The 14,747-nt window shown below is 41.4% G+C and carries 11 protein-coding genes; 7 read left to right on the top strand and 4 right to left on the bottom strand.

The genetic code is table 11. The annotated features are described in order from the left end of the window. The first annotated feature begins 3 nt into the window (after positions 1-3). Complete coding sequence (locus tag OH460_RS16940; RefSeq protein ID WP_269998878.1) at positions 4-303, top strand: hypothetical protein; 300 nt, start codon at positions 4-6, stop codon at positions 301-303. 583 nt (positions 304-886) lie between these two features. Further along, positions 887-4,405 (top strand): AAA domain-containing protein, encoded by a 3,519-nt coding sequence (locus OH460_RS16935; RefSeq protein ID WP_269998876.1) that lies wholly within the window; start codon positions 887-889, stop codon positions 4,403-4,405. 382 nt (positions 4,406-4,787) lie between these two features. Here OH460_RS16935 and OH460_RS16930 read toward each other — a convergent pair whose 3' ends face one another. Beyond that, positions 4,788-5,174 (bottom strand): hypothetical protein, encoded by a 387-nt coding sequence (locus OH460_RS16930; RefSeq protein ID WP_269998874.1) that lies wholly within the window; start codon positions 5,172-5,174, stop codon positions 4,788-4,790. Positions 5,175-6,376: 1,202 nt separating this feature from the next. Between OH460_RS16930 and OH460_RS16925 the strand changes: the two genes are divergently transcribed. The 5 genes from OH460_RS16925 (at position 6,377) to OH460_RS16905 (ending at position 12,558) form a co-directional block, all read left to right on the top strand. Beyond that, a complete protein-coding gene (locus tag OH460_RS16925) occupies positions 6,377-7,453 on the top strand; it encodes a CBASS cGAMP-activated phospholipase (RefSeq protein ID WP_269998872.1) in 1,077 nt (358 codons plus the stop codon). A gap of 14 nt (positions 7,454-7,467) precedes the next feature. Continuing rightward, entirely contained in the window at positions 7,468-8,793 is a 1,326-nt protein-coding gene (locus OH460_RS16920; protein WP_269998870.1) for a CBASS cGAMP synthase, read from the top strand. A gap of 5 nt (positions 8,794-8,798) precedes the next feature. Then, the gene (locus OH460_RS16915; protein ID WP_269998868.1) at positions 8,799-10,577 is read left to right on the top strand and encodes a ThiF family adenylyltransferase; all 1,779 of its coding nucleotides are present in this window, start codon (positions 8,799-8,801) and stop codon (positions 10,575-10,577) included. Continuing rightward, positions 10,567-11,034 carry a CBASS system CD-NTase/cGAS isopeptidase Cap3 gene (cap3, locus tag OH460_RS16910; RefSeq protein WP_269998866.1) on the top strand — a complete coding sequence of 156 codons (468 nt, stop codon included), beginning with the start codon at positions 10,567-10,569 and terminating at the stop codon, positions 11,032-11,034. The genes OH460_RS16915 and cap3 overlap by 11 nt, the downstream gene beginning before the upstream one ends. 531 nt (positions 11,035-11,565) lie before the next feature. Continuing rightward, positions 11,566-12,558 carry a hypothetical protein gene (locus tag OH460_RS16905; RefSeq protein ID WP_269998865.1) on the top strand — a complete coding sequence of 331 codons (993 nt, stop codon included), beginning with the start codon at positions 11,566-11,568 and terminating at the stop codon, positions 12,556-12,558. A 192-nt stretch (positions 12,559-12,750) separates the two neighbouring features. On the opposite strand, the gene OH460_RS16900 is transcribed toward OH460_RS16905, so the two are convergent. Genes OH460_RS16900 through OH460_RS16890 form a run of 3 tightly spaced genes read right to left on the bottom strand, consistent with a single transcriptional unit; the run spans position 12,751 to position 14,736 of the window. Further along, entirely contained in the window at positions 12,751-13,512 is a 762-nt protein-coding gene (locus tag OH460_RS16900; protein WP_333482711.1) for a hypothetical protein, read from the bottom strand. Next, the gene (locus OH460_RS16895) at positions 13,497-14,018 is read right to left on the bottom strand and encodes an RNA polymerase sigma factor (RefSeq protein ID WP_269998860.1); all 522 of its coding nucleotides are present in this window, start codon (positions 14,016-14,018) and stop codon (positions 13,497-13,499) included. Before OH460_RS16895 ends, OH460_RS16900 begins: the two co-directional genes overlap by 16 nt. Positions 14,019-14,028: 10 nt before the next feature. After that, positions 14,029-14,736 (bottom strand): hypothetical protein, encoded by a 708-nt coding sequence (locus tag OH460_RS16890; protein ID WP_269998858.1) that lies wholly within the window; start codon positions 14,734-14,736, stop codon positions 14,029-14,031. Positions 14,737-14,747: the final 11 nt, after the last annotated feature.

Genomic DNA, 14,747 nt, shown 5'->3' with positions numbered 1-14,747 from the left:
CTTATGAGCAAGAAAAGGTTATCAGAAAAAGAACTGCTTAAGGGCATTACACCAGACAACGCTGATGAATTTGCAACAGTTTCATGGGATGAAATGGGGCTAGAATCCTCAGAAGGCGACTATAAAGCCATTTTGAAGAGAATTGAAGCCTTGTTTGATGTGGCTGAACCAGGCACATCCGAAGGTGACGAACTTGAAAAGTTAATGACTTGGATTGAAGCGTACGAAGAAGAGCACTTCACATTTGTCGGAAGACAAAATTTGATCGGAAACGTGCCTTTTCAAGCGATCCGTAAGCTATAAAAAGCTAAAGTTTGATCATTTTTAAGGTGCATTGCTACCCGAAACACGATGGAAATGACAATAAAGTCTGTTATGAATCTCTAGCAAGGTTTTGGACAGAGATTACTTTGATCTGCAGCTAAAAATAACGACAAACACATTAGTTTTTTATTGCAGTTTCATCAATTACTTAAGTCTAAGATGAATATAAATGTGAAAGTTTTCTGATTTAGTTGTTTAGAACAGACAAGCGTGTACCTCACGCACTAATTACGCAGCAACGCTCTGGATTTGACTTGCCCAACAAACGTGATGTTTGCGATATATTTCAGAAACCACTAATACAGCTTAAAAGTTGTTTACCCATCCATAAGTCACCAGTAGCCAAATATTCACAGAATTAATCATTGAAATCATATGACATTGGGAAAATAGACTTTAATACCCCAGCTTCAATTATTAGACTGCTCAAATAGTCATCATCCGCATGGCTCAAAGGTCGCCGAGTAAGAAATTGCTCAAAGTTCTAACAAAAAATACTCCACGGGTAATAGAATATTCGACTAAAATCACACGCTTAACGCGAAAATTTCAAGGACCGGGTATGAATAATCAGGGCTGGATTCACTATTGGCGTAATTCTCTTGCCGATGCCGACAGCGCGAAAGGTGCATTAAAAAAACAAGATTTGAAGAATTATGTGCGAGCGACAACCGACGAGTTCAAAGAAGGTAAGCTTAAACCTGATTCTACATTGCTAGAAGATCTGTTTCGCAATGAACCAGATACCCTAACCGCCGTACAAATTCATCATCGACCAATCACCTATTATCTTCGGAAAGTTCATGGCAAAGATTACAGTGGTAGTATGCCTGGTGTACTGACACCGATTGTCTGCTCTTTATGGGTCAATCGTGAAGGGCTACTATTTCCTCACACAGCGCCATTCATACCTCGTGATTTGCTTGCTCCTCAAGGAAATGACATATTTACTATCGCTGACGTTGATAAGATCGATGAATTCCTGACAACAAGTGAAATTCCAGCGCTGTCTAATGAAAGTATTCCAGCCAAATTCGAACAAGAAGAACAGTATCAAAACCATCAAAAAGATTGGCACAACTACTACGGACTTACTCAAAAACTATTTGCCGATTACTGCGATAGAAACCGAATCGAGCAGTTCTACGAAAACATTGAAAGTCGTGGCTTAGTCAACAAAACCAACGAGTGCTCGGGTACTTCAAGACATATTTTAAAACTGTACGATAACCTAAGCAACTCAAGCACAACCTTGCCTCTGCTTGATACTTACGCGGTAAAAACAGTAACCAACCACGATGAATGTATTGATGTATCTCATACAGTGAATTCGCGTTTTGGCCACTCAAATAGTCAATTCCCGCTAGCTAAAGCGCAATGCGATGCTTTGGCCCATACCTTAGCTATGCAAGAAGGCGATATTCTTGCGGTAAATGGTCCTCCTGGCACGGGTAAAACAACGTTTGTTCTATCTGTAGTCGCGTCACTGTGGATCGAATCTGCGTTAAAAGAGAGTCAGCCGCCATTAATCATTGCAGCATCGACTAATAATCAAGCAGTAACCAACATCATTGATGCTTTTGGTAAAGACTTCGATGAAGGCGACGACGAACTATCGGGCCGATGGTTACCTGACATTTTTAGCTATGGTGGCTACCTGCCATCGGCGTATGGAGAAATGGAAGCTGCTAAAAGTTACCAAACTAAGCATTTCTATGAAAAAGTCGAGCAGTTGGATTTTGTCGAACAAGCCCAAGCGCATTATTTGGATAGAGCAAAACAGGCGTTTTCACAACAGAATTTTGCTGATGTAACGCAAGTTAAAGCGCATCTCCTTGCCGAATTGTGCCAACATCAAAACCAGTTAGATTACATCCAAAACAATTGGCATCACTACAACCGCCAACTGACTAACATCCATTCTCGGCTGGGGCACAACCCCCAACAAACATTGGCAGATCAACAACAAGCCGTTTCTAATGCGCAAGCATTGAAAGATAACGCCAAAGAACAGTTAACTGCGTGGCGAGGCTACCTCGGCAATGAATCTACATGGTTAACTCTGTTTAAGTGGTTACCGCCAATCAAGAATAAACTTGAGCTCCAGCGTAGGAGCTTCATGTTTAACCTTATTGAGCACGATGAAGAGCAAATTGAAAACCTGTCATCAGACCGATTTGAGAACCTACTCAAGCAAATGTTTTCTAGTAAAAAAGATGATTTTGATGAACAAAAAAATCGGTATCAATCTTGGTTAGAGCAGTATCAAGAGTTTGAGCAATCACAACTGAATTGGCTTGATTCTATCAATAACTTTACTGAAGACTCTCCAGAACAAACTATTCCACAATTGACCGACATCGATTCGGTTTTAGATATCACGATCCGTTTTCGAATGTTCCGCTTAGCTGTCCATTACTGGGAAGCATGCTGGCTACTCAGTTGCCGAGATTTGGGTCAAGAGCTGAACAAGCAGGCCCGGAAAACAGGTTTGAAAACAGTTCGTCCTCGCTGGAAACGTCGAATGATGCTCACTCCTTGCATTGTATCAACGTTCCATTCTCTGCCTTCTCATATGACTTACCAGTCTCACGTTGGGAATAAAGAATTTGAAACTGATTATCTGCTTAATGAAATCGACCTTTTGATCGTTGATGAAGCGGGCCAAGTAGCTCCAGAAGTTGCCGCGGCCTCGTTCTCACTAGCCAAAAAAGCGTTGGTGATCGGTGATATTTACCAAATCCCGCCGATTAGAAATGTGTGCTCATCAATTGACCGGGGTAATTTAAGGCAGCATAAAATTATCAGCTCTGATGATGAATACACAGTCATTCAAGAGCAAGGCCGAAGTGTAGTTACTGGCAGTGTGATGCATGTAGCGCAACAAGCAAGCCGCTTTCATTATATGCCGGAAGTTGAGTCTGGAATGTTTTTGCAAGAACATAGACGCTGCTACGATGAGTTAATCTCATACTGCAATGACCTTTGCTATCAAGGTATCCTGATCCCCAAGAGAGGAAAAGCGACCGAAGATAGCCTCTACTCTCCTTTCAGTCATTTGCACGTCGACGGTATCGCGGAATCATTTAGCGGTAGCCGACGCAATAAGTTAGAAGCAGAAACTATCGCTGCATGGTTACATGCCAATAAGGTTGAAATAGAGAGTTACTACGGCGAACCACTGGCCAAGTGTGTGGGTATAATTACTCCATTTTCAGCCCAAGTGAACCAGATCAAGACCGCATGTAGTGAGTTCGAGATCAAAGCAGGCAAGGGGGATGACCAACTAACCGTTGGTACCGTTCACTCTCTTCAAGGAGCTGAACGCAAAATCATTATTTTTTCCCAAGTGTATACCAGACACAACGATGGCGGGTTTATCGATATGGATCCGTCAATGCTCAACGTCGCTGTCTCTCGAGCCAAAGATGCATTTTTGGTCTTTGGTGATTTGGATATCATTGAAGCTGCGCCATCATCTTCTCCACGAGGATTACTCGCCAAGTATCTCTTTACTGACGAGCGAAATGAGCTGGAGTTTAGTGTTGGTCAACGCCCCGATTTATTACAAATATGCGGTCATCCGAAACTGCTAACCAATGCCGAAGAACACGATGCGTTCTTATCAAAACTGCTGAGGGAAGTACAACGAAAAATAGATATCGTCTCGCCTTGGTTACAGCTAGACAAACTGCAATCAACAGGGCAGTTAGAACTACTAAAAACAGCACTGCACAAAGGTGTCCAGATAACCATACACACCGACAGACATTTCAATACCACGGTCGCAAACCACCCGGATACCAATAAAATAAAAGCGTTTCGACATTGCTGCGCGATCTTGGAACAGCTTGGTATCGTTATCAATGTGATAAATGGTGTCCATAGTAAAAGCGTTTTTGCTGATGATCGGTATATGGCGGTGGGGTCATTCAATTGGTTTAGTGCAAGCAGAAGCGGAAAATACGCCAATATCGAGACATCATTAATCTATGTCGGTGAGTTAGAGAAGGAGAGCAAAACTCAACTCGACTTCTTAAATAGCCGATGCTGCAACACAAACAAACAGCCCGTGACGTAGATACAAAGCGTCATTCTTTTGTCCCGAAGTGGCTCAAAATCATTTTCAGCATACTCTCAGACAGTTAATTGCTAATTATTCTCTTTTAATTAGCAATTACGAAGTGAGTCGCATGCCTTTCAATGGGGGAAATTTGAAGCCAGAAGAGCAAGCGATTTTATGAGCAAAAAAATGACAATGAGGCATTTTTTATTTTGGCTGATTTGTGCAACAGCCTGTTGCACAATTAGAAGATTGGAGTTATTGCAGAATTTGCAACAACTGAGGTTTTCCTCGAAACCTTAGTAATTGATACTAGAAAAGGATGTATCCGAGTGTTAAGCCCATAATCATTATGATGATACTGGTTAATGTCATATTGTTGTCGACCCATTCATCAAGCTTACTCATTCGAAGTTCCTCTTTCTTTGCTAATCATGTCAAAACCATGTTCAACACCATAAATTACTTCACGTAAGAGTGCCTTATTTGATGAGTTCAAATTAGCAATGACTCGACCAATTTCATTGCCCAAGTCACAAAATTCAATATCACCATCTGGAAGGCTATCAAGTGCTAACTTGAGGTTTGAAAGAAAAATATTAGGGTTCAGAAAATCTGAACTAGGTTCATGACTAACCTCATTTTGGTTAGCCATGAAATCATCTGTAACCCGTTCTCCCCCCGTCGGCGAAGGTTTTGTTTCGCTCTTTGCAAGCAAATCACAGTGGGTATTATAAGGAGTCATCCCTTCTAGCAGCTCTTTTTCGGTCAACTTTTTCTTGCTCATCGCATACAACCTGACAGGATATTTAGATTAGTTGCAGTATAGCAAAATCAGCTAGACTGCCGTTAGAACGAATGCGCTGAAACAAACTTTGGGGCAGATATGAGTTGTTGCAGAATCTGCAATCACTGAGCTTTCTCGTTGCACGGGCAACTATTGCTAAAATTGCAATAGTTCAACTACTGAGGAATCCTCGATAGTTGCTTGATAAGCAATGTGCATATTTTGCACATTAGCTAGTTCTATTGCAAAGCCACGAGATCAGAACCGGGTTGGAGTAGAGGTGATTAACGAAACAACCTGTTGGACAATTGGGAAACAGCTTGTTTCACAAATAAATCTCATGATGGTTTCTTGCGCTCTAAACACATCTTGGGGCAGAAGTAAGCTTGCCACATACGGTTCTTAGCTTTAAACTAACTTTGAGAGCCTCGGGTATCCCTGCTTTTTCTTGGAGTTACTATTTACTGTCTGGCCAGAAGTAATTGTATCGAATTGAACTTGGTTTAATTGCAAAGCAGACCACCGAGGACATATGATAAGTCTAGGTGCTTTCCCTCCTATATACTCTGGTGATAAAACACCCGGCGCCGGTTCCCTCTTCGATTTGAATGATAAACATTCTGTAGCTGTTTACAAAGCCATAGGCATTACCTGTGGCTTTGTCGTATCTGGGACTTAAAAAACTGGTGCAGTAGGCTTACACACCAATTATTCTATTGATAGTTTCTTATAATCTAAACACGTTTAGGGGCACATCTGAGTTACGAAGTGCCAACTGTAAAAGTTCTGGACATCTTTGTGTTATGGAATTTGCTAAATTAGAGCAGTGCGGATAACTTTTGGTACCGAAAAGCACACAATCGTGTCTATGCAATTCTAACCAAGCCTGATGATCCATGAGGTTCGTCAGCGTCCTAAATAAATTCAATACAAAATTATTCTCAGATAATTAATGCACAAATATGCTCACTGTATATATCAACAGAATGTATCTCCTACGGCCTAGGGTTAGCAGACGCTAACAAGAAAGAGCCCTCTTTGGAATTATCGTTCATTTTATCCTTTTCAAACTATTGAAAAATGCCTTTTGGTCCCATATATTGTGTTTAGTTGCTGTTTGGGTGTCAATATATGGAATGAATGCTATAAATGCAGATAGCATTTATAAATCATTCAAGTAACATCAAATCAAAGGAAAAGAAATGAGCGACAACCTCCTTCCCTCAAATGCAGTCCGAGTCTTAAGCCTCAATGGCGGGGGCGTCCGAGGCCTTTTTACTATTAGCGTGTTAGCTGAATTAGAGCGGATCCTTGAAGAGTCTTCAAACGAGAAGACAATTAAGATTGGTGACTACTTTGATCTGATCACAGGTACATCCATTGGAGGACTTCTCGCTTTAGGATTGGCCGAGGGAAAATCTGCACGAGAGTTAAAAAACGTTTTTTATAGTAAAAGCGATAAGATATTTCCTCAGTATAAATGGTTCAATAATCCACTAAAAACAATCAAGAAAGCGTTTGGTGCCACTTATAAAACTGGGCCACTGAAAGAAGCCATTATTGAAATGATTGGGGAAAGTACAACATTTAACGACCTTGATAGGCGTGTAATGATTCCTACCGTCAACTTATCAACGGGGCGCCCTCAGTTTTTTAAGACCCCACATAACCCAGATTTCACTCGTGATGGACCTTTGAAATTGGTGGATGCTGCTCTAGCCACGTCTGCTGCTCCTACTTATTTTGAACCATACTTTTGCGAAGATCTTAAAGCTTACTTTGCTGATGGGGGGCTAGTTGCAAACAACCCTAGCTTTGTTGGTTTGCATGAGGTTTTTGGCGATATGAAAAGTGATTTTCCAGGTGCTTCATACTCAGACATTCATGTTCTGAATGTTGGGACTATGGGGGAAGAGTATGCGCTTAGTCCGAAGCTATTGAGGGCAAAAAGGGGTTATCTAGGGATGTGGGGGTTAGGAGAGCGATTAGTTCTTACTACTATGACCGCTAATCAGATTTTACATCAGTTTATGCTATCAAGAGAGTTGAGTGTTCATGGTGCCATTAGCAATTATATTAGCTTAGATAGCCGAGTCCCAAATGAAGCGGCAGGAGATATTACATTAGATAACTCTAGTATTGAAGCACTAGACAATTTGGCTTCTAGAGGCAAGCAGTTGGCGAATGAAGAGTTTGCAAAAGATAAACGGCTAGAATTGATTTTTTCTAAACCAGCTGAACCATTTAAATTTAAAGCGAGATATGATACCTCCAATTAAAAGGGAACATTAGCATGAATTGGAATTTACACCACTACTACACTAATCGAACAGACGGCTTAATGGGCAAACTTCTTCTCAATAAAGAAGAAGATGAAAAGCTATTGTACCTTCGAAATACAGTTCGGAAGCGTATTACACGTGTTTTTGAGGAAGTTGGGGCTATCGCCAAAGAGCAGGCTGTGTTTAGCCAAAATAGTGACTACCTGTACTCTCGTTTATTAAAGACAAACCTTAAATATCTTACCCAACCAAAAATTATTGAAGCAAGTAGTTTGTTGAGTCAAATGGACAAAGATACTTTAAGGGAACTTTCCGCCTTAAAGCCTAGATTTTGGACTCAAGGTAGCTTCAAATATAGAACTTTAAACCGCCCTTTTCATCCAAGCCAAGAAATGGACATTGATGATGGGACTTATCTTCCAATGACTTTCTTTGAATCAGAGCCAAAGATTGGCCACCAACTTTTAACTCTGCTAGTTGACTCATCCCTCATGTCATTAGTCGAAGAAAATGTTGGTTGGGAGTTCGATAGCAAACGAACTTGTGCCCGTATAAAAATCCCTCAAGAACGTACACACATTGATGTTCCAATGTATGCTATCCCAAAAGAGCAGTTCTTGGAAAAAGAAGTCGCTGTACTTAAGGCTTTTAATCGTCGCGGAATGTATGAGTCAGTGGGGACTGAATTATATGGCTCTATACAAGATTCGGCAGATGATCTCGAGTATGAAAAGTTAGACTCTGAAAATGTAAACCTTGCCCTTAGAGATGGGGAAGCTGGGAGCGCTAAGTGGATGAATAGCGACCCAAAGATTGTTGAAGATTGGTTTGAAGGTGAGTGCCGCCGTATAGGTAAACATTTGCGAAAAGTATGCAGGTATATGAAAGCTTGGCGTGATGCACAGTGGCAAGTAGGTGGTCCATCATCCATCAGTTTGATGGCTGCAACGGTTGAAGTTTTGCAGCAAAACTTTGTTGACTCTCAAGATATGGGAGAGACAATGAAGGTTGTTGCTGACAACTTGTACCAAGAGTTTCTTAAAGGGGTTGAAAGTCCAGATGATACTGATGAAAGACCATTGTTTCCGCCAGAAAGTCAGCATACCAATAGGGAGCGAGACATTGTTGGTAAGTTGAGGTTATTACCTGAACAACTACGAGAAGCAGAAAGAGCTGAATCAAAAAACGATGCTCTATCTAAGTTGTCTTTAGTTTTCGGAGAGCGAGTTTTTGACAGAGAACTTATTAAGCACAAGGCTGCCGCTCCTGCATTTAGTCAGGAACCAACCAAAGTAAACTCTTCTACACAAATCAGTTCTTCAATGGTGAGTGGATAATCATAGTGAGTCTTACTCATCAGGCTCTACTTAAGCTCGGTTATAGTTACAGACCTATAAACCGTTTAAAAAAAGAGTCCTTTTTACAGAAATTCTCCATTTTAGGTGGGGTTTATATAAAAAGACACGATACCAAGTATGGTGCTTTTGAAGTTGCAATGATACAAGCGAGCGACCCACATATTGAGCTTCCAACTGTCTTTGTAATTGATATGCCCCTAGCTCTACAAGGGCGGCTAATACCTCATATATCTCATGAAGGCTACCTGTGTTACGTCGAACAAATGGAAGCTGACTGGAATCCAAATAATTTAGTTGAACTATATAAAACTATAGATCTTCAGATAAAGACAACATTGGATATTGCAGTAAATGCTATGGACAATGAAGTTAAGGGGGACGAGGAGCTTGATGATGAGTTTGTATCTTACTGGTCTTCTAGTGCCGAATTATATTCACTTAGCGAACTTCGAAGACACTCCACTTACACATCCGTGTTAGCAAGAGCAACAGGTAAAGAAAAGCTACGGTCAAGTGAGTATATTACCGTAGAGGTTGACAAGAAAGAGCATGACTTACGGACCAATCAGTACTTACAAAGCTGGCTAAATCAAAGAGGCTTAGAGTTGGTTCGTCCTGAGAGTCCCTCGATAAAAACTCATTATGTCTGGGTTCGTCCAAGTCGGTTATCCGGTGTAGAGTGGCCGCCTCAAGAACTTAAAGAGGTGCTATCTTGGCTTGAGCTAGTTGATTTCAGCGCAAGAGATCATCTTGTTCGATGCCTATCTAACTCAAAAGCAAAAAGAAATATTGTAGTGCTTGATATTGAGAAGCAAGATCCGGTTTCCCTTTATCTAGAGATAGATGTCAATAGTATTGAGTGCCAGTTTAGTTCGCGGAAAACCCGAAGAAAGAGGAAGCAGACGTCTTTCAAAAATCTGATCGGAATTTTGTCTAGAAAAGGTTTTTGCTCCAAGTTCGCTCGGTTGTCAATTACTAGAGCGGATAAGTCTGCCATATTAAGCCGTAATCAACAGAGGGAGTTTGAGTTAAGCTCAAAAAGCATAGCTCTAATTGGGTGCGGTACAATCGGGGGATATTTAGCAGAGTTGCTCGTTCGAAATGGAGCTGGCTTAGATGCGAAATGCTTACATCTCTACGATAGAGATACTCTAAAGCCTCATAACTTTTCTCGGCATACACTTTCTGTATCAGACTTTGGGAGCAATAAAGCCTCAGCACTAGCTAAAAAGCTTAAGAACTCAACACACTTAGCTAAAAATATTTCTGGATTTGATAGTAATTTTCCTATCAATGAAAGAACGCTTAGTAAGTACGATATTGTTATTGATGCAACTGGTCGTCCCCCTGTATCAAAGAGGCTAGCATGTGTTGTTCGTCAGATATCAGTCAAACGGCCTACTATCGTTCATGTGTTCAATGATGGTAATGGTAGAGCAGCTAAGGTTTTAGTTGATGACAGTCTGAGTTGCTATGGGTGTATGACGGTTGATAAGAGCATCCACCAAGACCATATCGACATGCGCTTTAAAGACCTAGACCTGTCTAAAGAAAAAAAAGTCAGCTGTGGAAGTACTTATACAGTTTATGACGCTGGAGTAAGCCAGATTTCTGCAGCTATGGCGCTGGAGGCCGTACTAAATACTCTTAATGCAAGCACACCTTGGACTTACAGTGAGTTTATCTTAGACCCTCGCCATCGTACCGGAAAGAGAAAGGTACTGCAGCCTCAAATGCAATGCGTGGTATGCAATGAAGTTTGAGAGAGAGCTTACGTATCAAGATAGCAATGGACACCTCGTCGTAATAACTGAACATGTTTTAGCCGTTCTAGAAAAATATAGACAAACTGAAATGCAAGATACTGAAGCAGCAGGTGTGCTACTTGGTGAAGAAAGAGGCCAGCATATAGTTATTACTGATCTGTCTGAGCCCGGATTTGGTGATCTTAGACAGAGAAACCTAGTGGATAGGCGAGGCAAACACCATCAACAGAAAGTAGATAATTGTTTCCAGTTGTCTGGGGGAACGGTTAATTATATCGGAGAGTGGCATACTCACCCCGAGGACCTTCCTCAACCATCGCAACAAGATAGGTCATCATGGTCAGCACACCTCAAAGGTGGGGCACCTAAGATAGTTCTCATTGTCGGGATAAAAGATTTTTGGATCGGAAAGATGAAAGAGACTAGATTATCAAAACTTTCCTCTCGCAGGTAATCGAATGAGTTTTGTTTATAGATCTTACAAGGTACTGAAACTTGGATTGGGGCAGATATGAGTTGTTGCAGAATCTGCAATCACTGAGCTTTCTCGTTGCTCGGGCAACTATTGCTAAAATTGCAACAGTTCAACTACCGAGGAATCCTCGATAGTTGCTTGATAAGCAATGTGCATATTTTGCACATTAGTTAGTTCTATTGCCAAAGCCACGAGATCAGAACTAGGTTGGAGCAGAGGTGATTCACGAAACAGATTGTTTCACAAATAAATCTCATGATGGTTTCTTGCGCTCTAAACACATATTGGGGCAAAGGCGTGTTTGCTATAGTCGGTTCGCATCACCTCTGCCAAGTGGAGTGACAGAGGAAAAGCGACAAACTGTATTGTAAATGAACAGATTTTGTTGGACTCGTTCAAACTATATTGTCTTCTGACACTATTTTAAGCTAGCTAGCCTTTATCTTATCTGACTCATCTTTGTCCAGAAATGTGTCAAGGCATTGGTTATTTCTCATTGTGGAGGGCTAAATGTTGCTCATTATGAAAGGCGAGCTATTGTCGAGCTTTTACCTGCGAAGAAAAATAGTTTTAGGGATCCCGCTGACTAACAAAGACCATGAGAAAGTTATGCATAGGCTTACGTTAGAGTGGCGATTACTTCCATTTTTCGGTGTCGATGAGGCGAAATCTTTCTCACAACATAATGAATCTTTGGATGATATTTACTTTCGACATACCCCCTTATGGGCATACTCTCCAACATTTCCTATAGAGCTATATGTGAGAGTTCTAGATAATTGCTACGGGGCTAATATTGAGCATACTCATAAGGTTTTACCTAGGAAGTTTCACTCTGTTTTTTCTGGATCTGGTCGTTTTAAGTTTTGCTATAAATGTTTAAAAGATAGACTTGTTGAACATGGCTTCTTTTGGTTCGATACAGTATGGATGTTAGGTGGTTATGATGTATGCAGAACTCACCAGGTTCCTATGAAAAGGCTTTTCTGTAATCGATGTGGTGCAAAGCACTATAAAACAATTCAAATGTTATATTCGACTTTCAATGGAAAGTGTCAGCTTTGTAACGCCAGCATGTTAGAGGAAGGTTCATTTAGCGATATGGTGAGCTATGAAGACAGTTGGAAAAAGCCTTTTGTTACAGAGTATGAATTGTTTATGAAAGGCTATCCTATGTTTTCTAAAGATTTAATAGTGAAAATTATTGCATGTGCGCTAAACATATCCTCAACAGAGTATTTAGATAAAGCATCAAAAACGCCTTTTGGACAACTAACGCCTTATGCTCAAAATAGGACAGCGCTTCGAAATTATTATTATGGGAAGTCGGATTTTGTGCCTTTGGAGGCTTTTTGGGACTGTGCGAGGCTTGTATTTGACGATGATTTTAAGTCATTTGACAAATACATTAAGAAGAGAACTCAAGTAAAGATTTTCAACTCCAAAGTCTTATGGGATAAGGCTATCCATGATTTTGACGTGAAGATGCTTGTTCCTTGCTAGTGTAGTTTACCTGATTAGAAAGCTCGGCATTGGATAAGATAGTGTACAAATTTTATTGTTCCAAAACTAATTTAGTGTACAAACTATATTGTGCCTAAACAGCTAACAATTTATACGCAACAGCGATGGACTCATAATGACGACCATCGCTGCTGTTTAATACCGTATTAGACTTTGCCGAAAGCTAAGGGCTTATGATGCTTTGCTTGTTGGTGGGTTGCTTAGTTCAACACAACGCCCTCGATATAAAATCTCACTGTTTGGGTTGCGATTAGCGGTCACTAGCAGTTCAGAACTGTTTTTAAGCGTTTGCCACTCAGTTGGCGACATATAGCGGACGTTATTTACATTTTCTAGGCTATCAATGAGTTTGAGCTCACCGGTATTTCCATCTCTCATCCACACCATTGCTCTATCCATAGGTACTTTCGCCATCGCGCGATTTCGCTGCATGCGGATACTTGATTGCCCGGGCTTTTCTCCTTGATAGGCGACCAAAGCAAAATGGTCTTTTTGGCTCTCAGAAGACATCATGGCTAAGTAACTAATAGGGCGCACCTGTGCGATTTCTGTTGGTTGCGAGGTTGGTGATACAAAAGGTTGTAGCGACAACCCTATGAGCAGAGAAAAAGCCATGCTAATAGGGAGCCACCACCAACGCATAGTTTGAGTCTGCTTCGATTGTTTGATTGTTTGGGATGCGATGTTTTTCCATACTTGGCGTGGCGGAGATTTCAAGTTGCCTTCAGAATGTGCCATGTCGACTGCTGGGTTTAAGTTAGACAAATGCTGATGCCAAAGGTCGATGTGTTCCCACCAAGTGGGATCTGATCGCATGAGCGTTTCCAATCTCTTTCGTACGAGTGGCGTTAATGTTCCCAGAACGTATTCGCCGGCGAGTTTATCCCTTAGCTCTTGATTTTGATAACGTGCGTTTTTTAATTGGTTAGGCATCGTTTTAGCTCCTGTAAACCTCGGCGAATCCACGATTTCACTGTACCAAGTGGAGTGCTCACATGGTGGACGATCTCTTGATGACTCATCCCGTGCTGATAGGCCAAGATAATCGCATTCCTTTTTTCTTCAGCGAGCGAGTTTAGGCAATATGATAAGTTGGTTCCTGAGTCAGATGTTACTTCGAGCGCGACCTCTTCTGGTGGCTTTACCAGTTGTTCTTCCCCTCGATTGTTCCGCTTTCTAATTTCATCTATAGCGAGGTTTCTCATACTTTGGCATAACCAAGCCCAAGGGTGATTTACTGGATATTGCTGGTTGTTGTACCAGAGCTTTACAAACCCCTCTTGGAGTATATCTGCTGCAACGTGTTCGTCTTTAACGACGCCGAGGATAACGTTGAAAAGCCGGGTACTGGTCAACTGGTATAGCGCTTCGAACGCAGCTTGATCTCGAAGCGCTACTTGGGAAAGCAGTAAACCTATCTTATGTTTATCGGTGTTCACGCTTTCCTCATTATTGTTCTACAATGTGCCAGACTTGTTTTACGCCATTGCCGCTAGTGTCGCCGGGCTTTTGGTCTTTTATCCAACGATAAAGTGGTTTGTTGTGATATGTCCATTGATATGAGTCGTCGTTGCGCTGAGTCACCCCAAATCTTCCCGTCAGCTTTATATTTTCTATCCCCTTTTGAGTTATCTCTGTATCCACAAGAGCAGGTGGCCACTTAGAGGCGCAATCATCGTAGCAAACGGATTGGTTAGACTTATCTTTATCAAAGGTATAAAGGGTCTGATTATGGCTATCGACCAGATAACGTTGCTTACCACCATTGAACAGTCTGATGGTGACATCATCCGCTCGGGCTAGCGGCCAAACGCCTTTGATGCCTGCACCTGTGATCTCTCCTTTCTGAGAGTCTTTAAGCCAGCGATAAAGTGGTTTTCCGTTCAAAGCCCATTGTTTGTTGCCGTCTTCTCTTGTTATTTGGCTGAAGTCTGCTTGCGTACCGAAGTGCTCGCTGGATTGTGCGGTTACTAGAACAGGTGGCCATAACTTCTCACATTGGTCAGTACATACAGATTTTCCAACTGTATCTTTGCTAAAGGTGTAAAGTGATTTTCCTGAGGCATCGGTGTACACCTCTCCAACTGACGTAGTTGTTGTTGGCGTAGCAAAGCTAGTTGAGGTGACCAGTAATGCCGAAAATAGTAGTTTATTCACAGTCGTTTTCC

The sequence above is a fragment of the Vibrio sp. Makdt genome, assembly GCF_027587015.1.
Lineage (GTDB): Bacteria > Pseudomonadota > Gammaproteobacteria > Enterobacterales > Vibrionaceae > Vibrio > Vibrio chagasii_B.
The sequence above is the reverse complement of the archived record's forward strand: the minus strand, read 5'-3'. Positions and strand labels throughout refer to the sequence as shown.